This window comes from Clostridia bacterium, from assembly GCA_017405765.1.
In the GTDB taxonomy this organism is placed as follows: Bacteria; Bacillota; Clostridia; order Oscillospirales; family RGIG577; genus RGIG577.
The window spans coordinates 57,478-75,854 of record JAFQZS010000036.1; the positions used below are offsets into that span (position 1 = coordinate 57,478).

Annotated in this window: 17 protein-coding genes; 2 read left to right on the top strand and 15 right to left on the bottom strand. The window is 49.8% G+C overall.

All coding sequences use genetic code 11. From position 1 onward, the window contains the following. The first annotated feature begins 18 nt into the window (after positions 1–18). The gene (locus IJG50_06395) at positions 19–1,125 is read left to right on the top strand and encodes a hypothetical protein (protein MBQ3379478.1); all 1,107 of its coding nucleotides are present in this window, start codon (positions 19–21) and stop codon (positions 1,123–1,125) included. 79 nt (positions 1,126–1,204) lie between these two features. Further along, a complete protein-coding gene (locus tag IJG50_06400; GenBank protein ID MBQ3379479.1) occupies positions 1,205–1,387 on the top strand; it encodes a hypothetical protein in 183 nt (60 codons plus the stop codon). 1,041 nt (positions 1,388–2,428) lie between these two features. Here IJG50_06400 and IJG50_06405 read toward each other — a convergent pair. The 15 genes from IJG50_06405 to IJG50_06475 all read right to left on the bottom strand — a co-directional run bounded on the left by IJG50_06405 (position 2,429) and on the right by IJG50_06475 (position 18,365). Beyond that, positions 2,429–3,784: an MATE family efflux transporter gene (locus IJG50_06405; protein ID MBQ3379480.1), complete on the bottom strand. Its 1,356-nt coding sequence runs from the start codon at positions 3,782–3,784 to the stop codon at positions 2,429–2,431. A 55-nt stretch (positions 3,785–3,839) separates the two neighbouring features. Further along, entirely contained in the window at positions 3,840–5,684 is a 1,845-nt protein-coding gene (locus IJG50_06410) for a CvpA family protein (GenBank protein ID MBQ3379481.1), read from the bottom strand. Positions 5,685–5,757: 73 nt separating this feature from the next. After that, positions 5,758–6,390: a thiamine diphosphokinase gene (locus tag IJG50_06415; GenBank protein MBQ3379482.1), complete on the bottom strand. Its 633-nt coding sequence runs from the start codon at positions 6,388–6,390 to the stop codon at positions 5,758–5,760. 15 nt (positions 6,391–6,405) lie between these two features. Beyond that, the gene (gene rsgA / locus IJG50_06420) at positions 6,406–7,275 is read right to left on the bottom strand and encodes a ribosome small subunit-dependent GTPase A (protein ID MBQ3379483.1); all 870 of its coding nucleotides are present in this window, start codon (positions 7,273–7,275) and stop codon (positions 6,406–6,408) included. Between the two features lie 7 nt (positions 7,276–7,282). Then, positions 7,283–9,292 carry a Stk1 family PASTA domain-containing Ser/Thr kinase gene (gene pknB / locus IJG50_06425; GenBank protein ID MBQ3379484.1) on the bottom strand — a complete coding sequence of 670 codons (2,010 nt, stop codon included), beginning with the start codon at positions 9,290–9,292 and terminating at the stop codon, positions 7,283–7,285. Next, entirely contained in the window at positions 9,289–10,047 is a 759-nt protein-coding gene (locus IJG50_06430; GenBank protein MBQ3379485.1) for a Stp1/IreP family PP2C-type Ser/Thr phosphatase, read from the bottom strand. The genes pknB and IJG50_06430 overlap by 4 nt, the downstream gene beginning before the upstream one ends. Before the next feature lie 56 nt (positions 10,048–10,103). After that, a complete protein-coding gene (rlmN, locus tag IJG50_06435) occupies positions 10,104–11,120 on the bottom strand; it encodes a 23S rRNA (adenine(2503)-C(2))-methyltransferase RlmN (protein ID MBQ3379486.1) in 1,017 nt (338 codons plus the stop codon). Next, positions 11,120–12,469: a 16S rRNA (cytosine(967)-C(5))-methyltransferase RsmB gene (gene rsmB / locus IJG50_06440; protein MBQ3379487.1), complete on the bottom strand. Its 1,350-nt coding sequence runs from the start codon at positions 12,467–12,469 to the stop codon at positions 11,120–11,122. Before rsmB ends, rlmN begins: the two co-directional genes overlap by 1 nt. A gap of 4 nt (positions 12,470–12,473) precedes the next feature. Then, the gene (locus IJG50_06445; GenBank protein MBQ3379488.1) at positions 12,474–13,187 is read right to left on the bottom strand and encodes a zinc metallopeptidase; all 714 of its coding nucleotides are present in this window, start codon (positions 13,185–13,187) and stop codon (positions 12,474–12,476) included. 26 nt (positions 13,188–13,213) lie between these two features. Beyond that, positions 13,214–14,128, bottom strand: coding sequence for a methionyl-tRNA formyltransferase (fmt, locus tag IJG50_06450; protein ID MBQ3379489.1), 915 nt, complete (start codon positions 14,126–14,128; stop codon positions 13,214–13,216). Positions 14,129–14,149: 21 nt separating this feature from the next. Beyond that, positions 14,150–14,692, bottom strand: coding sequence for a peptide deformylase (def, locus tag IJG50_06455; GenBank protein MBQ3379490.1), 543 nt, complete (start codon positions 14,690–14,692; stop codon positions 14,150–14,152). A 30-nt stretch (positions 14,693–14,722) separates the two neighbouring features. After that, positions 14,723–17,134, bottom strand: a complete 2,412-nt coding sequence (priA, locus tag IJG50_06460) for a primosomal protein N' (protein MBQ3379491.1) — start codon at positions 17,132–17,134, stop codon at positions 14,723–14,725. A 75-nt stretch (positions 17,135–17,209) separates the two neighbouring features. Further along, on the bottom strand, positions 17,210–17,524 hold the full coding sequence (gene rpoZ / locus IJG50_06465; protein MBQ3379492.1) for a DNA-directed RNA polymerase subunit omega: 315 nt from the start codon (positions 17,522–17,524) through the stop codon (positions 17,210–17,212). 15 nt (positions 17,525–17,539) lie between these two features. Beyond that, complete coding sequence (gene gmk / locus IJG50_06470) at positions 17,540–18,103, bottom strand: guanylate kinase (protein MBQ3379493.1); 564 nt, start codon at positions 18,101–18,103, stop codon at positions 17,540–17,542. Then, a complete protein-coding gene (locus IJG50_06475) occupies positions 18,096–18,365 on the bottom strand; it encodes a DUF370 domain-containing protein (protein MBQ3379494.1) in 270 nt (89 codons plus the stop codon). The genes gmk and IJG50_06475 overlap by 8 nt, the downstream gene beginning before the upstream one ends. Positions 18,366–18,377: the final 12 nt, after the last annotated feature.

Sequence of the window (18,377 nt, forward strand, 5' to 3'; positions counted from 1 at the left end):
CAAGAGAGGAGACGGCGCATGAAAAAGTATTTAAAAAAAGTGGCGCTTTATTTTGCGATAGCGACATTTATACTTCTGTATTTTCTTTTTCCGAAAAGCGCCGGCGAAGCCGTTTCAAACGCGCTGGCACTTTGCGGCGGCATTGTGATACCGTCGCTTTTTATTTTCTTTATAATTTCCGATCTTTTTGTGAAAAGCGGTATGTGCGAAGATATGGGGCGACTGGTCTCTCCCTTGCTTTCTCCTCTCCTAAAGCTTTCTGGCGGCGCCTGCGTTTCGTTTATCGTCTCTCTTATTTCGGGATATCCTGCCGGAGGTATTGGGGCGGTGACGCTTTATAAAAAAGGCGGCGTCGGCCGCGCCGAATGCGAACGTCTTTTGATGTTTTCAAACAACTGCGGTCCCGCATTTCTCATAACGGCTGTAGGCTCTTCAATGCTCGGCAGCGTGCGCGCCGGAGCATTTCTTTATATCGTTCATATCATATCGGCCGCGCTTATTGCCGCGCTGTCAGGGCGCATATATCCGTCAATGCGCGAAAAAAGCACGTCTGTTCCTCCCCGCGAAGAAAAATCGGCCCTCTTGCTCTTAAGCGACGCCATAAGCTCTTCGGCGCTCATTATGCTCAACGTCTGCGCCTCGATAGTCGTCTTTTCAGCCGTTATAGGGCTTTTAAACGAAAGCGGCGCGGCCGATATTATTTCAGGGATACTTAAACTTTTCGACATTCCCGAAAATATCACACGGGCGTCTTTGGGATCTCTCCTTGAGCTTACTGCCGGTACGTCGATGATATGCTCTTCGGTAACCGACGCGCGACTTATGCTCACGCTTATATCGGCGTTCACCGGCTTCGGCGGCTTCTGCGTACATATGCAGCTTCTGCCGCACGTCTATGAGGCGGGACTTCGTGCCGGGAAGTATTTTTTGGGTAAGACGGCTCACGCCGTTATCGCTGCGGCGATAACGTATTTTACGGCGGATGATTTTCTTGAAACGGCTGTCGTTTTTTCGCCTGCTTACGCCGAAAAAGCGGCCGCATTTGCCTTTGGCGGATCTTTGCCCCTGCTTTTATGCGCGGGCGCGGGCATATTAAGTTTTATTCTTTTTAAGAAAAGAAGCTGAGATCCGATTGAATACGACAAATATCAGTAATATAATAAAAGGCGAGGTGAGAACGATGTTTTCAAAAGAAATAAGGCCGATGTGCCTTTACTGCTTCAATTCGACTAAGATCTTCGACGACGGAAAGCAATGCCTTTGTCCGAAGGCCGGAGTAGTATCTGCGGATCATTCGTGCCGCAGATATAAATACGATCCCACAAAAAGAATACCTCCCCGCCGCAAGGTCTTTTCGGGCGGAGATATCAAGATAAGCGAGATATGAAAAAAGCGGCCGTATCCGGCCGCCTTTTTTATTGAGCGGGAAATAGAGGCTGTTTATAAAAAAACTTTGCAGTGCGCTAAAAGACGCAAGCGTTTTCAGAACCTAGGTTCTAAGACTCCTTTTTCTTGCTTCCCTTGCTTTGAAAGCAAGAACAAAATTTTAGAACCGAGGTTCTAATACTCCTGATCCCCCTGCCGGGGGGCGTACTTTTGTGACCTCAGACCACCCCAAAAAATCCGCTCCGCGTATTTTTAGGGGACCCCGGCGTACCAAAAGTCCCGAGAGGCTGCCGCCTCTCGGACTCTTCGCTCCCTCGCTCCAACACCGCCTATCGGCGGCGCCAGCCGCTCGGCGTTACTCAAATATGACTTATGTCTCGCCATCTACTGGCGATAAGCGCAATTTGCTTTATAGCTTGGAGTCTTTTCGCCATGAGGGCGCATTCTATTAGCTTCCTTCCCCACTGGTGTTCCGCGGCCGAGCCGCTCCAAGTCCCCGGTGCCCGTTAGAAGAAGGCGATATTTAACAAGTTGCCTTTTAGAAAAAGCCTGCTTCTAACGGGAACCGGAGTGTTGGGCGCGTGCGACGCGCCCGTCAACTTTGAGGAGAAGATATCTTGAATCGGCCCTCACCTCGAGGAAGGCTGGAAGTATTAATTGAGATTACATCATTCTGTTCGAAGATTGTGGGGCATAAATTAGCTGTAAGTAGCGCAGTATGGGTCTGTGGGTTTCCCCTCGTGAGGGGGCGGGGGAGCAAAGTGCCCCGGAAATTTTGGTTCGCGCCGGGGCCCCCTAAAAATACGCGAAGCGGATCCCGGGGCCTCAAAAAATGTATGCATTTTTTGGAGTGATTGATGGGGTGGTCTGAGTTTGCAAAAGAACCGCCCGCCGCGCAGGCGAATAAAGTCTTTAGAACCGAGGTTCTAAAAATTTATGCTTGCTTTTAAGCAAAAAAAAAGAAAACTTAAAAGGGATTCGTGGGACGGAGTTAAAAAAGACGCAAGCGTTTTCGTGCTTTTTTCGTAAAAAGCACGCGCGCTTACGTCTTCGTAAGATTTTTTATCCACCGCTTCGAGCGGTATCTTATTATGTAAGGTATAAACTTCAGCGTATCCTCGGCGTTGACGGTAACGAACACCACCCATACGGGGAGCTTCAGCACAAGCCCCAAAATCGCCGCGAGCGGCACGCCGAAGCCCCATATGCCTATAAGGTCAACGAGCAGGCAGAAGCGAGAGTCGCCTCCCGAACGCAGCACCCCGATGCACGAAACGTACGAAAGAGCTCTCACCGTAAAGAAGCCCGCAAATATATTCATGAGCATAAGCGCCGTGTCCACGCTTTGCGGCAGCAAATTGAAAAGCTTTAAAACATGCGGATTTATCAAAAAGAGGATCCCGCTTATTATAAGCGCTACCACCGTAGTGTACTGCATTATGCGCCTGCCGTAAGCGTAGGCGGTATCCGACTCGCCTTCTCCTATCTTTTTGCCTATCATTATAGAAGCGGAGCTTCCGAGACCGAACACGGCTATCCACGCCATTCGCTCCACGGTGCCGCTTATATTCACGGCCGCCGCCACGTTAGTGCCTATATGACCGTACACCACCGTGTACATCGACGTACCGATCGACCAAAGACACTCGTTCAAGAATACGGGCAGCGCCGTTTTGACCACCTTTTTCACAAACGCGCCGTCGAAAGAAAACATCTCCCGCGGTGTGGACGCGGCAGCGAATTTCTTTTTATAAACTATGCTCACTATTATAACGGCCTCAACGAGCCTCGATATTAGCGTGGCTATGGCCGCGCCCCGAACTCCCATCGGTTCAATACCGAAATGCCCGAATATCAACACCCAGTTAAGGAACGTATTAAGACTGAGCGCAAAAAAGCTGGCCGCAGTCGGTATCACCACGTTTTCAATGCTTCTAAGCACAGCCGTATAAGACAGCGACACCGCCGTTGCGATATAGCTTATCCCCACTATGCGAAGATAATCGGCGCCGAGCGCTATCGGCTCTGGATCCGTCGTAAATATATGCATAAGGTCTTCGGGGAATATTAAGGCCGCCGCCGCAAACAGCGACGAAAGCACAAGACCCGTCATAAGACCTATCCCCTGAACGTGCTTGATGCGCTTTATATCCTTTGCTCCCCAGAACTGAGCCATGAATACCTGCGTACCGCTCGCTATTCCGAAAAGGGCTATCATTATGAGAAAATATATGATATTGCAAAAGCCGACTGCCGCAATGGACGCCTCGCCCATCGAACCTATCATGACGGTATCCACGAGATTCAGCGAAGAATTGATAAGATACTGTATCATTATCGGTATCGCAAGCGTTATCAGCGTTTTGTTGAACGGGTCGCCGGCCATTCGTTTAAACATTTACTTCCTCCGAAAAACCGCATGAAGGGAAGCTTTCTCCCTTCATGCACTTGTTTTAATCTTCACCCGACTGGTCGTCCTCGAACGTGTACCAATCATCGCTGCCGCCCGACAGGTCCCCGTTCTGCGGCACGACTGTCACAGTCTGCGGCTTTGGTGCGTCCGGATCCGGCAGCTCGTAATTCGCCGCCGCGCGCTCCTCTTCGTCCATATCCAAAAGCATTCCCTCAAGCTCGCTTTCATCGGTGATAATATTGTCGGCGCGCGTTATCGTCTGTATATCGTATATGCCCGTGTCAGACGGCACGTAAGTTATCTCTACCGTATCGCCCGGGTCTAAGGTCACCACAAATTCGTCGGCGGAGGCCGATGTGCGATAGAATATGCTCTCTCCCTCAAGCCTTATATAGAAATACGTGTTGCCCTCGATCACGGCGCTTCTTATCTCGGCTATGCGCCCCAGGCTTTCGTTTATCATGCCAACGCTTACGTCAACATCGTCGCCGTGACGCTTCAGAAGCTGAACGTAGTTTTTCTCGCATTCCGCGACTGACGCGCCTGTCGCAACTATTTGATAACGCTCGACGTTTACCATCGCGTACTGCTTTACAAGCTGGGCGTTGTCCTTAAGCGCTATAAAATACGTCGGCTGACCCGCCACGTTCAAAAGCAGCGGGAAGGTCGCCTCGTATTTGAGGTGCTGCACTACGCCCTCGGCTGAGCGCATCGCAGAATACTCCGCCGCGCCGGGCACCGAATAGTAGCGCGCGTCCTTCGTGCGCTGGTTACAGAGGATAAAGCCTATATTCGAATCGTCGCCTCCCGACGAAGTGATGCCCGTATATACGTAAATATCGTCGTTCAAAGCCAGGTAATTATATCCCGCCGTAGTCTGCGTTACGTCCTTTTGGCCGAATATGGAGTTTATAAAGCCCTTTATATACAGACCGTGATAATTATACTGCTCTACTATAAGCTCTGCCGGGAATACTCCGTCTATCCACTGGGGTATGTCCTCGATATCGTAATACGTACACTCCGCAGTTATCGCATCGACGAGCACTATGCCCACGACGTCGCGCCCGCCGAAAAGACCTATGGTCTTCTTTATATGCGGCGCTATCCAATAGGGGCGTCCTTCGTCGTCTATCTCGAACGTGGTTTCCGCGAATATATACGTCGGATATCTGAATCTTAAAAAGCGCTCCAAAAGCTCGTTGAAATGCTCGTAAGGCGACACCTTCATGCAGGCGCCGAACTCGTCCTCAAGACGCACCACCTCGACCTCCTGCGTTATCATATTGAGACGCATATACGCCGGAAGTCCTTTTTTAGTATTGTTTATCCATTTCCATACGTCGCCGTAATAAAGAGACGTCACGCGGTATGGCATATTCCGAAAGTTTATCTGCGCGTACTCGCCCGAAACCTCGAACTGCGATACCATGTCGGCAAGCTCGCCTAACTTTCTGTCGCCCAGCTTCTGAGCCGACGCCTTATCGAGGAGCGGTATCTGATTATACGTTATTTCCGCCACGTCATCTGTAAAGCTGCCGTCCTCCACCTGTATCAGCTCACGATATGAGGACGCCCGAAAAATCGGTACGCTCACTATCGTGCCAACGATGAACACGGCCACTATAACGCCTATTATAATGCCGAGCGGCTTTACTACAGACATCGTTCTGTACGTGCTGCGGTCAAATATAACGTCGGCCGCCCGCCGCCTGCCGAATGAGAATATTACATATGCTATAAAGAAAACAACCACAAGTACGACAAGGAAAAAATAAAAGCCCTCGTCCTGAAGGTTTATCGGCGGGAAAACCGCATAAAAATAAAGCGCGCCGAAGATGACAGTCGCAATAAGGGCTTTTAGAATTATCATACGTTTTTTCATATCTTTATTCCTTGGGCGCCGCCGGAGGCGCAATGTCCGCTTCCCTTACCGGCCGTTTTTAAGGGGCGGCACGTTACTGTTTCTTAAAAAACTCCACCACGAAAAGGCGTCCGTCCGTCGTCTCTATGCTTGCATCGTCGCCTGTTATCACGTTGCTTATGCCGAGCGAAACATCGGTCGCCATATCGTAATTATTCAGCGGATATTCAAATCCGTGAAGCGTTATGCCTTTTACGGGCTTGTCGATCGCAAAAAGCGACACCGTGCGCCTGCCCTCCTTGGGGAAAACGTATTTCTTTCCGATAAAGAAATATCTTGCCTCATCGTCGATCATCATCGCCTTAAAGCCCTGCTTCTCTATCCATAAAAGAAGAAGCACGTTTGCGAACATATGGTCGAAGCGGCCTCCCGTCGCGGCGTAAAAAAGAAACTCTGTGCATCCGCGCGCCATGCCCTCTTTTACGGCGATCATCGTGTCGGTGTCATCCTTGTGCGTGTCAAAGGTAAAAAGCTCAAAATCGCCCTTCGGCGCGCCGTCCTTCGCGGAATCAAAATCTCCCACTACTATATCCGGCTTTATGCCGGCCGCGCGCGCGTATTCATATCCTCCGTCGGCGCATATGATAATGTCACCCTCGCCCTTTTTTATCTTTTTTATCGGCTCTATACTTGCATCAGGCGCGGAGCATATTATATAGCATTTCATAAATGTCACTCCCTTTTAATCCCAAGGCTTTATATCCTTTATCTGTTCATAAAGCGTACAGTACGACGCATGACGCGTTTTTTCTATCCTGCCCGCCTCTGCTGCCGCGATAACGGCGCATCCCTTCTCCTTAGTATGCGAACAGCCCGTAAAGCGGCAGTCGTCTATATACGGAAGAAAGTCGCGAAAACCGCGGCACAGCTCTTCCTTGTCAACAAGCGAAAGGCGCTCTATATCGTAAGATGAAAAGCCCGGAGTATCGGCAACGTACCCTCCGTAAGCCTCTACAAGCTCAACATGGCGCGTTGTGTGCCTGCCGCGCTCTATTCGGCTTGAAACGCCGCCCACATCAAATGAAGCTCCCAGTCCCAGCCTGTTTATTATGCTCGACTTTCCCACTCCCGATGCGCCCGTGAACGCGGAAACGCCACTTTTTATATATGGCTCGAAAATCGACTTTACGTCGTCGCGCTCGGCTGAGAGCGCAACTGTCTTAAATCCCGCGTGTCTGTATATCGCGGGGATAGGCGAGTCGGGGTACAGATCGAGCTTGTTTATGACTATAACGGGCTCGATGCCCTTAAGCTCGCATATCGCGGCTATTTTATCAACAAAAAGGAGGTTTGGTTCGGGCTTTGCCGCTGCCGCAACTATGAACATGCGGTCAACATTTGCAAGCGGCGGACGTATCATGTGGTTTTTGCGTTCAAATATTTCCAAAAGGTATCCCGTGCCGTCGCTTTGCACATCTATCAGCACACGATCTCCGGCGGCAGGCTTTATGTTGTCTTTTCTGAAACGTCCCCTCGCGCGGCATTCTATAACGCCGCGCGAGGTCTTAACATAATAAAATCCGCCTATACCCTTTAAAATAAGTCCTTCCATATTTACACTATTCCTGCTCAAAGCGCACTACCTTTTCATAGTAAAGCGCGTCGTTTATATATATGCTTATCATCGCCGTGCCCGTTCCGGTAAGCTGTACGGTTATGCGGCCCTCGTCGGCCCAGTGGCTTTCCTCATATATGGTCATACCGTTCTGGGTCACACGGATAAGCTGCACCTCCGGCTCATCGGGGAGAACTATCTCAAGCTCCTGTGTAAACTCTTCTCCCAGACTCACCGTAAATCCCATGGGCGTCATTTCGTCCACCGTACTGCCGTATGTCAGCGTCTGACTTATGACCTCGCCGCGCGGCTCAGGCGCTATCTCCTGCTTTATCTCGCCAATGCTCAGTCCCGATGCAAGTATCGCGCTCTTTGCGGAATCCTGGCTCATGCCCACGATAAGCGGCACCTGGACCTGAACGCTCTCCTTACCAATGCTTACGTTAAGTATTACCTCGCTTCCGTAAGGCGCTACAGTTTCAGCTTCCGGCGAAGACGAGATAACGCTGTCGGATGCGACGCTGTCGCTGTAAGCGTCCACACGCGCGACCTTAAAGCCTCTGTTTTCAAGCTCCACCTTAGCGTAACGGTATTCCATGCCCACAACCTCGGGAACGATCTCGGTGCGCTCTCCGGCGCTTACGATAAGCTCGATGCGCGAACCTTTCTTTCTTACGCTGTCAGGTTTAGGAGACTGCGAAATGATAACTCCCTCGGGGATCGCCTGATCGTTCACCCTCTGTATAACTACTATCTCGAAGTCCTTATATTCGCCGTAAAAGTCATTTTCCACTTCTTCTACCGTCTTTCCTTCAAGCAGCGGAACTTCTACGCTGTTTTCGCGGTCCTCGTTGAATATCGCGGGGAATATCACATTCATAAGTATCGCAACAAGCACTATAACGCCTACTGCGGCTATTGCCACGTTTTTTAAGTATGACGGCCGCTTCGCGCCGTTTTTGCCCGTCTTGCCAGGCTTGCCCGTTTTACCCGTTCTCATTTTGTTCTGCCTGTTCTTTTCGGGCAAAGCGGCCTCGGCGTCTTGCTCGTCATCCTCGTCCTCGTCTGCGGGCTTCTTTTCCTTTTTCTGTATTTCTTTTATTTCTCCTATCTCTATCTTCTGAGTGGGACGCGGCGTTTCTTCGATCTCGTCCTCTGCGTTATATACGTAATCGAACGTCACCGACGGTTCCTCTCGTATCAGCTCGAGATCGGCCATCATCTCCTCTACGTTCGCGTATCGGTTCTTTGGATCGCGCGACATGGCCTTCAAGATTATATCTTCAAAGCCCTCGGGGATCTCGGGATTTATCTCGCGCGGGCGCTTCGGCGTTGCGGAAAGGTGCATGAGCGCAACAGACACGGGGTTGTCCGAATCAAAGGGCACCTGCCCTGTCGTCATCTCATAGAGCATTACGCCTACCGAATATATATCGCTCTTCTCATCTGTTATCGTGCCTCTCGCCTGTTCGGGGGAAAGATAATGAGCCGTGCCTATGGCGGAATCGGTCATCGTAAGCGTATTCGACGCTGTGAAACGCGCGATACCGAAATCGGCTACTTTGATAACTCCGTCCTGAAGCAGCATAATGTTCTGCGGCTTTATGTCGCGGTGTATTATTTTTCTGTTGTGGGCATGCTCAAGGGCTCTGAGCACTTGAACGATGAGGAAAATGGCCTCTTTATAATCAATGACGCCCTTTTGGGACATATACTCCTTTAAGGTTATGCCCTCGATAAGCTCCATAACAATGAACGGGCGGCCGTCAAAAACGCCCACGTCGTGTACGCTGACTATATTTGGGTGATTGAGTATAGCGACCGCGCGTGATTCGGTTTTGAAGCGTTTTACCGATTCTTCCTCGTTTTTTAATTCATCCTTTATTATTTTTACCGCCACAAAACGGTTTAAGGTGTTGCAGTATGCCTTATATACCTCAGCCATACCGCCTACACCGATCTTTTCTATAATGCTGTATCTTTGCGATAGCAGCTGGCCGGTCAGGTCCTTCACAGGGAGTCACTCCCTTCTTCGTCAAAAAAAGCAAGCAGCACCGTCACGTTGTCGGCTCCTCCTGCAATATTGGCCTTATTTATAAGCTCAGCCGCCGTTTTTTCCATGTCGTCGCCCGATGATAATACATTAAGTATCTCCTCGTCAGTCAGCATGTTCGTAAGTCCGTCGCTGCAAAGCAGTATTTTATCGTTTTTCTTAATGTCCGCCTCGAATGTATCGGGGTGAAGATGTTCATCAGTGCCTATTGCGCGTGTGATAATATTCCTGTTCGGATGATTGCGCGCCTCATCTTTAGTTATCTGACCCTTTTGGAGCATCTCAAAAACAAGCGAGTGATCTTGTGTTATCTGTAAAAGAGAGTTGTCTCTTTGTAAATATGCGCGCGAGTCTCCCACGTTCACAAAAAAGGCCTTTTTAGTCTTCTTCATGTAAATAAAGGCCACGGCCGTAGTGCCCATCCCCAGATAAGCGCTGTTGTTTGCGGCGGTATCATATATGTTCTTGTTGGCCGCCCTTACAACGCCCCTTAAAATACTTTTTACATCGTTTGCGGAAAGGTCGCCCGTCATATCGGACATCGTTTTTTCCGTTATCTTCTTTATGGCAAGAGCGCTTGCCTTATTGCCGGCGGCGGCGCCGCCCATACCGTCGCATACTACTCCCATGACGAACATGTCCGTCTCACGGAAGGCATAGGAATCCTGATTGTTCTTTCGTACCATGCCGCGGTCGGAAAGACCTGATATTTTCAAATGAGATCACCCCCATCATGCATTTTTCATTGCTTTGGCGCTTATATTTTAAGCGCTCATATTCTTTCGCCCAGTCTCAGCTGTCCGCACGAGCCCTTTATGTCTTCGCCAAGCGTGCGCCTTACCGTCACGTTCACTCCGCGATGCGACAATCTTGAAACAAAGGCCTCTACGGTCTTTTTGGGGCTTGGGCGAAATCCCTCTCTCGCGTCGTTTATAGGTATGAGATTTACATGGCATATCATTCCGCGAAGCAGCAAAGAAAGCTCGTCGGCGCAGTCGGCCGTATCGTTTAGGCCGTCTATCATGGCATACTCGAATGATATGCGTCTGCCTGTCTTTTTTATATAATTATGACAGGATTTTATAAGACAATCAATACCGTATCTTTTGTTTATCGGCATGATTTGGCTTATTATAGTATCGTTCGGCGCATGAAGCGAAACAGAGAGAGTTATGCCCAAAGAATACTTTGAAAGTTCGTCGATACGCGGCGCAAGGCCGCACGTCGATACCGATATGTGACGCGCGCCTATAGAAAGGCCCTCGCTCTCCCCCGCAAGCTTAATGAAGCGCACCGTATTGTCAAAGTTGTCAAGCGGCTCGCCTATGCCCATCATAACTACGTTTGAGATACGCTCGCCCATATCGTGCGAGGCTTCGTATACTTGTCTCAATATCTCGCCTGCAGTAAGGTCGCGCACTTTGCCGCCCACCGTTGAAGCGCAAAAGCGGCACCCCATCGCGCAGCCGGCCTGCGATGATACGCATATCGTATTTCCGTGCTTATAGCGTAAGATGACAGACTCGATAAGCTGGCCGTCTCTCAGCTTAAGAAGATATTTTACCGTTTTGTCGCGCGAAACGAGCTTTTTTTGTATCTCGGCGCTCGCGATATACGTTTCTTCTTCAAGGCGTGCGCGCAGACTTTTAGGTATATTCGTTATATCGGAAAAGCTTTGCGCCCCGCGTATCACGCCGGAAAACACCTGCCCCGCGCGGTATGAGGGCTGCCCCATGGCGTCGGTCAGTTCCTTTATTTCACTTTGGTACATCGATGATATGTCTTTCATCATATGCGCCTTTCCTTTATCATTTTTGCAATAAAAAATCCGTCTCCGAAATTCTTGTCGGGCAGAAAGGTCACGGTCTTTTGGCGCCTGATCATTACTTCCTTTGGCGCTCCCCGTGTATCCGGCTCCAAAGCTGTAAAATCAGGATTGTTTTTTAAAAACGCCGAAACGATCTCTTCGTTCTCCGAAGGGTTCAAGGTACACGTACTGTAAATAAGCGTTCCGCCCGGCTTTACGTATTTTGACGCAGCGTTTAAAATTTTGTTCTGCGTTTCTGGTAAAGAAAAAAGTTCTTTTTCCGATTTTAAGCGTATGTCCGGTTTTTTTGCCATCGTGCCCAGCCCCGAGCACGGCACATCGGCTATTACCGCGTCGGCGCTTTCAAAAAAGGCGTCGTCCGAAACTTCGGCGTCTTTTACCGCCGTATCTATAATGCTTATACCCAGCCTTTCGGCGGCCGTTTTAATAAGCCCCACACGGTTCTCATAAAGATCGAAGGCATATATCCTGCCCTTCCCGTGCATATATTGCGCCGCGGCAAAGCTTTTTGCGCCGGGCGCGGCGCACACGTCCATTACAGTATCGCCCTCGCGCGCGCCCGCCGCACGCACGGCAAACTGAGACGTTATGTCCTGAAAGAAGAACATGCCCTGCCTGAAGGCATTAAGCCTCGACGGATCGCCCCTGCATGAAAGCACATACGCTCCGTCTAAGGCTTCCGATCTTCTTATGTCGGCGCCGTCCGCTTCTATAGCATTGATAAGCGTCTTTTCAGAGGCGCGGTATGAATTAAGCCTTATGTATACGGCGGGGCGGTCGTTTGCGGCGCAGATGATGCGCTCGCCCGCCTCGCTGCCGTAGCTCTCTATAAAATGCGCGGCCATCCATTCGGGCAGCGAATATTTCAATGCAAGTCTCTCTGCCGCGTCATCCGAAAGCGCCAAAGAAAAACCGTCGCTTCGAAGAAATGCCCTGAGCACACCGTTTACATATCCGGCCGCGCCCAAGTTTAAAGACTTGCGCGCCATTTTCACGGCCTCGCTCACCGCCGCGCTTTTCGGTATCCTTTCAAGGTATAAAAGCTGGTAAAACGCCATGCGCAGTATTATCAGCGCGCGTCTTTGCAGCTTATGCGGCGGCGTTTTTGAAAATGATGCGATATATGCGTCCAAAAGGCGGTAATTCTGTATGACTCCGTACACAAGCTCCGACGCGAGTGCGCGTTCGGGCGGAGTCGGGTCATATCTGTCTAAAAGTGATTTAAGGCTGAGGTTTGAATACGCGCCCTCATAAAACACGCCGTAAAGCGCGCCTGCCGCTATCTCTCTTGCGTTTTTTTTGCCCTTCATGTTTTTAATTCCTTCTTCTTCCGTTTGCAAGCACTATGAATCTGAGCATCTGCATAAGCGAAACAAGCATTGCGGCAACGTATGTGAGCGCTGCGGCGCGCAGGACCTTCTTTGCGCCCTCAAGCTCATCAGCCGAAAGTATGCCCTCGCTTTTTAGACACTTTATCGCGCGCCTTGACGCGTTGAACTCCACGGGCAGCGTTATTATCTGAAAGACCACCGCTCCCGCAAAAAAGATTATCCCAATCCATATCAAGGGAGAAAACGCCAATAAAAATCCGATTATTATAAGCGGCAGCGCAAGCGTTGACGCCCATTTTGTCATGGGGATAACGGCGTTGCGAAGCTTTAAAGGAGCATATCCCGTATGATGCTGAACAGCGTGTCCCGCCTCATGCGCGGCAACTCCTATCGCCGCAATAGACGTTGAATTATATACATTGCGCGACAGCGCGATAACACGGCTTCTCGGGTCGTAATGGTCTGTAAGGTCGCCCGTTATCGGTCTTAGGTCCACATCATATATGCCTGCGTCGGACAAGATGATCTGCGCGGCCTCCCGCCCCGTTACGGCGCGCCGGGAAAGCTTTCCTGAATACGTATTGAACGCATTCGATACCATTACCTGCGCAATCACGGAAAGAATTATCGCAGGCACTACGAAAATAAGATATGTTCCGATATCGTAATAATAATAAAGTCCGCTCACATCGTACATATTATCACCCCGCAAATGTAAGAGGTTTACATAAGAATGTCGCCCGGCTTCAGCTTATTGCCGTTCAAAAAATCGCGCGCGCTCATGCGCTTCTTTCCCTGAAGCTGAAGCTGTTCTATGCGCACACAGTTCTCGCCGCACGAGACGACTATGCCCCGGGTTTTGTCTGCATATATGACTTCGCCGCATTTCCCCCCGCCGCCCGTGGTAACGACGGTTTTGCATATTTTGAGCATTTTTTCATCCCATGTGCAGTATGCTCCCGGCCACGGGTCGGTGCCGCGCACAAGGTCGTGAACGCGCTTGGCCGGAAGGGAAAAATCTATCTTGCCCGTCTCCTTCGTCATTATAGGCGCATAAGTCGCCTTATCGTCGTCCTGAGGCGTACGCACAAGCGTGCCCGCCGATATGGCGTCCAGCGTCTCTATAAGTACGTCTGCGCCCATATCCGACAGCTTTATAAAAAGCTCGCCCGCCGTCATATCGGGATCTATTTGCGTTTCGCGCCGTATAAGCATATCTCCCGTGTCAAGGCCCTCGTCCATATACATGGACGTAATACCGGTCGTTTCGTCGCCCTCGATTATGGCAAAATTTATCGGAGCGGCGCCGCGAAGACGCGGCAAAAGCGACGCATGTATGTTTATGCAGCCGTGCGGCGGAAAACAGAGTATCTCTTTAGGCAGTATTTTTCCGTAAGCCACCACGACTATTATTTCCGGAGCTAAGCTTTCTATTATTTTCATGGCTTCGCCGTCTTTAAGCGACTTCGGCTGATATACGGGTAAACCTTGGCTCTCTGCCAGTTCTTTTACAGGCGGCGGCGTAAGAACTTGCTTTCTGCCCTTTGGCTTGTCGGGCTGGGAAAACACGCCCACGACCTCATGTCCGTGATCCAAGAGAGCTTTTAAGCACCCTGCGGCAAAATCGGGCGTGCCCATAAATACTATCTTCACAAAAAATCACTCCTCGGACTCCGGCTTTACAAAGCTTACCCTCTGAGGCTCTCTGTTATGACGCTTTTTTGCTTTTTCGCGCATTCTTTCAAGCTCGTCGTTGTCTACCCATGCGGTCACCTTGTCCGAATAGAGAACGCCGCTCAAATGATCTATCTCGTGGCACAGCGCGCGCGCCACAAAACCCTCTGCCTCAACGTCGAACCATTCGCCGTTTCTGTTCTGCGCATGAACGCGCACCTTGCTGGGGCGCGTAACGTAGCCCGTTTTATTGGGTATGGAAAGACATCCCTCCATATCGGATACGGCTCCCTCCTCATGCGTTATCTCGGGATTTACAAGCTCTATGTGTACGTCGTCAAACGATACTATCGCAACTTTTTTAAGTATGCCCACCTGAGGAGCGGCAAGACCCGCGCCGTTTTGCGAAACGAGCGTTTCCTTCATATCGTCTAAAAGCTCCCACAGACGCTCGTCAAACTTTTCGACCGTGCGGGTATTCTTCCTCAATATTTCATCGCCTATAAATCTCATATTTCTCAGTGCCATAAATATTCCTCCAAGTTGAATTAAATATGATCATATGTTCGCCGGATTTATTTCTATGTTCAAAGAGGCCTTGGCGCCCTTTTTCTCCCTTGAAAAGGCTATATACACCTCGCGTAAGAATTCGCGAAACTTCTTTGTGCTGCGGCATTTAAGTATTATTCTCATGCGGTATTTATTGTTTGCCTTTAAAACGGAGGGCGGAGCAGGACCCAGTATTATCACTCTTATTTCATTGTTTTGTGAAAGCTTTCGCTTAATTATCGTATCCAAAAGACGTACCATATCATTCGCCGTTTCCTCAAGCGCCGACGATACCGTAAGCCGCGCAAGATCGCAGAAAGGCGGATAAATAAGCGCGCGCCTAAGCTCTATTTCGCTCTCAAAAAACTCCTCGTAATCGCCCTTCATACAATGCGCCATTATCTGGCTGTGCGGCGAAAATGTCTGTATAACGGCGCGTCCGCGTATCTCTCTTCTGCCGGCGCGCCCTATTACCTGAGTGATCTGCGAAAACGTGCGTTCCGCGCCTCTGAAATCATCGGAATACATAGGCGCGTCGGCGTTAAGCACGCCGACAAGCGTTACCCTGTCAAAGTCAAGCCCTTTCGTTACCATCTGTGTGCCAACGAGAATGTCGGCCTCGCCCGCGGCAAATTTGCGAAGCATCTCATCATGCGCGCGCCTGCCCATGGTGGTATCGGCGTCCATTCTTATTACACGCGCCCCGGGCAAAAGCTCTGAGAGCTGATCCTCTACTTTCTGCGTGCCCGCGCCCGAAAATGCTATCATATCGTTATTGCATTCGGGACATTTTTTCGGCGTATCCTCCGAATATCCGCATATATGGCAGATAACGCGGTCATTCTTTTTGTGGTATTTAAGCGGTACGGAGCAGTTTTTGCACTTGTGTACATAGCCGCACTTCGGACATGATACCAAAGTGGAATATCCCCGCCTGTTCAAATAAAGTATCGACTGTTCGCCGCGCTTTAAATTTTCCGAAAGCTCCGAAAGAAGCGCCGCGCTCATCTCTGCCGAGTTGCCGCGCGTAAGCTCCTCCATCATATCCGCAAGCTTTACCTCGGGCAGCTTTGTACCGCCGTATCGTTCGGTAAGCTTGATAAGATGATATCTTCCCGTCTTTGCATAATAATAGCTTTCCAAAGACGGAGTGGCGCTTCCAAGCACAAACAGCGCATTGTCGAGTTTGCATCGGTATTTTGCTATGTCTGCGGCGTGATATTTCGGAGGCATCTCGGAAACGTAGGTGTGCTCCTGTTCCTCGTCGATTATTATAACGCCTAAGTTTTCAAGATTTGAAAACACCGCCATTCTCGTGCCTATTACTATTTTTACCTCCCCGCGCTTTATCCTCATGTATTCGTCATGGCGCTCGCCCTGAGACATTTTCGAATGCATAAGCCCCACGATATCTCCGAAACGGCTTCTGAACATGCCGAACACCTGCGGCGAAAGCCCTATCTCCGGCAAAAGGACAAGGGCAGTGCGTCCCGCGTTTATTACATGCTCTATTATTTTTATGTAAACCTGTGTCTTTCCCGAACCGGTAACGCCGTAGATAAGCGCGGCGTTAGGCCTGTTTTCATCAAAAAGCTCCTTAAGCTTGTCGTATGCTTTCTTCTGTTCGGGGGTAAGAACTATTTCTTCTTCGCGGCGCGGCGTAAAATCTTTATAAAAGCTCCGGCTCTCCGGCGCGTCATAGACGTTTATATAGCCGTTTTTCTTCATGGTGTCTATGACCGACTTGCTTATCCCCGCGGCATACGACAGCTCCTTTAAAGACATGGCCCCCTCGGCCGCAAGAATATCGTAGGCCTTTTTATGATTCGCTTTTTTTATCTTTTGCGACGCATCGGCTGCGGCCTCGGCATATTTCACGGTATGGTCCGACGCACCCTTTTCAAGCTTGAGCTCAGCTCTGAGAATGCCCCTCTCTATAAGCGAGGCGATGCTTTTTTTCCTGTTTTTATACGACGTCTCAAGGGCGCTTAGCATAATGCCCTCATGCTCTCCGACGTAAAGATAAAGCTCAAGGTCGCTCTCGTCGCAGCAGGAAAGATCGGCGTCGCGGTTTATATATATCCTTTCAAAAAAGCGCGTATAGCTGCCGGGCTTTTGCTGGACCTTCAGCGCGTCGAAAAAAGTGCAGAAGTATCTGTCGCTCATAAAGTGTGCGAGCGAAAGCTCGTATTCGCCCACAGACTCCCATTCGGGCAAATATGATATCGGCTTCAATCGTTTGGACGGTTTTAAGTCCCGCACAGATACGACTACGCCCTCAAGCTTTTTGTTTCCTTTGCCGAACGGCACGACAACGCGCGTTCCCCTTGCAATGCGCGCCTCAAAAGAAGGCGGCACAAAATAATCGTATGGCTTATCTATGGAAGCTTCATCGATATTTACATATACCCCCGCTATCAAGCGCGCATCCTCCTTCCCTATCGTTTATCGTGATATAAAAATCCCTGCATCCGCAGAGATTTTTAATTTGATTTCTTATTCTGCCGTCTGTTCGCCTTCTCCCTCGCCCGTAAGCTCGGGCTCGTCTTCGGGCTTCGCGGCTTCTGTATTCTCCTCTTTTATATTGGGTGAAGCCGTTTCCTCCCACTCCTCATCAGGCTCATGCATGATTATTTTAACTTTTTTATCTGCTATATCGTTTATGGAAAGCTTGACCGGCTTATCGTCAAGTATTTCATTTGTTTTTTCCGCTTCGTCAGATATCTGGCGCGCATGCTTTGCAACGGCTATAACAAGCGAATAGCGACTGTCAACGGATTCCATAAGCTTATTCATGGAAGGGTACAACATTATTACATCTCCTCTTTATGCCTTTTTATGTTCTTTGATTATTCTTATAAGTTCATCTGCAGCGCGGCCGACGTCGTCGTTTATTATCACATGGTCGTATTCATCAGCGCAGGAAAGCTCGCGCTCGGCCTCGGCAATACGCTTTTTCACTTCTTCTATGCTTTCCGTCCCGCGTGAAGAAAGACGCCTTTCAAGCTCCTCCATACTTGGCGGCTTAACGAAAACCAAAAGTGCGTCGGGGCGCTTCTTTTTTACTTTCATCGCGCCGACTACCTCTATCTCCAAAATCACATCATACCCTTGAGCAAGCATTTCGTCAACCGACTTTTCAAGCGTGCCGTAAAAATTTCCGACATAGCTTGCGTATTCCAGAAATTCCTCGCGCTCGATACGCGAAAGAAATTCTTCGCGCGTTATGAAATGATAATGTACGCCGTCGATATCTCCCTTGCGCGGCTTTCTTGTTGTTGCGGAAACCGATACCTTAAGGTTTTCGTCGCGTTTCATCGCCTCCGAAAGCACCGTGCCCTTTCCCGAACCCGACGGTCCCGACCAAACTATGAGGCTGCCTTTATTCATCTTCGTGAAACTCCTCTTCTATATCGTCGCGTCCGTTTAATCTATGCGCCACGGTTTCCGGCTGTATCGCCGAAAGTATAACGTGATCGGAATCGGTTATTAGCACGGCTCTCGTGCGTCTGCCGTATGTTGCGTCTATAAGCACGCCGCGCTCGCGCGCTTCTGTTATTATTCTTTTTATAGGCGCCGATTCGGGGCTTACTATGGCGATAAGGCGATTTGCAAACACCATATTCCCGAAGCCTATATTTATAAGTTTCATGCTGATTCTCCT

Excerpts from the sequence above, each read along its gene's own strand:
- rsmB (MBQ3379487.1), bottom strand. The coding sequence starts at position 12,469 with ATGAAGGGCAAAAAAAACGCAAGAGAGATAGCGGCAGGCGCGCTTTAC.
- IJG50_06405 (MBQ3379480.1), bottom strand. The coding sequence starts at position 3,784 with ATGTTTAAACGAATGGCCGGCGACCCGTTCAACAAAACGCTGATAACG.
- IJG50_06475 (MBQ3379494.1), bottom strand. The coding sequence starts at position 18,365 with ATGAAACTTATAAATATAGGCTTCGGGAATATGGTGTTTGCAAATCGC.
- rlmN (MBQ3379486.1), bottom strand. The coding sequence starts at position 11,120 with ATGAAAGACATATCATCGATGTACCAAAGTGAAATAAAGGAACTGACC.
- IJG50_06445 (MBQ3379488.1), bottom strand. The coding sequence starts at position 13,187 with ATGTACGATGTGAGCGGACTTTATTATTATTACGATATCGGAACATAT.
- IJG50_06415 (MBQ3379482.1), bottom strand. The coding sequence starts at position 6,390 with ATGAAATGCTATATAATATGCTCCGCGCCTGATGCAAGTATAGAGCCG.
- def (MBQ3379490.1), bottom strand. The coding sequence starts at position 14,692 with ATGGCACTGAGAAATATGAGATTTATAGGCGATGAAATATTGAGGAAG.
- rsgA (MBQ3379483.1), bottom strand. The coding sequence starts at position 7,275 with ATGGAAGGACTTATTTTAAAGGGTATAGGCGGATTTTATTATGTTAAG.
- gmk (MBQ3379493.1), bottom strand. The coding sequence starts at position 18,103 with ATGAATAAAGGCAGCCTCATAGTTTGGTCGGGACCGTCGGGTTCGGGA.
- fmt (MBQ3379489.1), bottom strand. The coding sequence starts at position 14,128 with ATGGGCACGCCCGATTTTGCCGCAGGGTGCTTAAAAGCTCTCTTGGAT.
- rpoZ (MBQ3379492.1), bottom strand. The coding sequence starts at position 17,524 with ATGTTGTACCCTTCCATGAATAAGCTTATGGAATCCGTTGACAGTCGC.
- IJG50_06395 (MBQ3379478.1), top strand. The coding sequence starts at position 19 with ATGAAAAAGTATTTAAAAAAAGTGGCGCTTTATTTTGCGATAGCGACA.
- IJG50_06410 (MBQ3379481.1), bottom strand. The coding sequence starts at position 5,684 with ATGAAAAAACGTATGATAATTCTAAAAGCCCTTATTGCGACTGTCATC.
- IJG50_06400 (MBQ3379479.1), top strand. The coding sequence starts at position 1,205 with ATGTGCCTTTACTGCTTCAATTCGACTAAGATCTTCGACGACGGAAAG.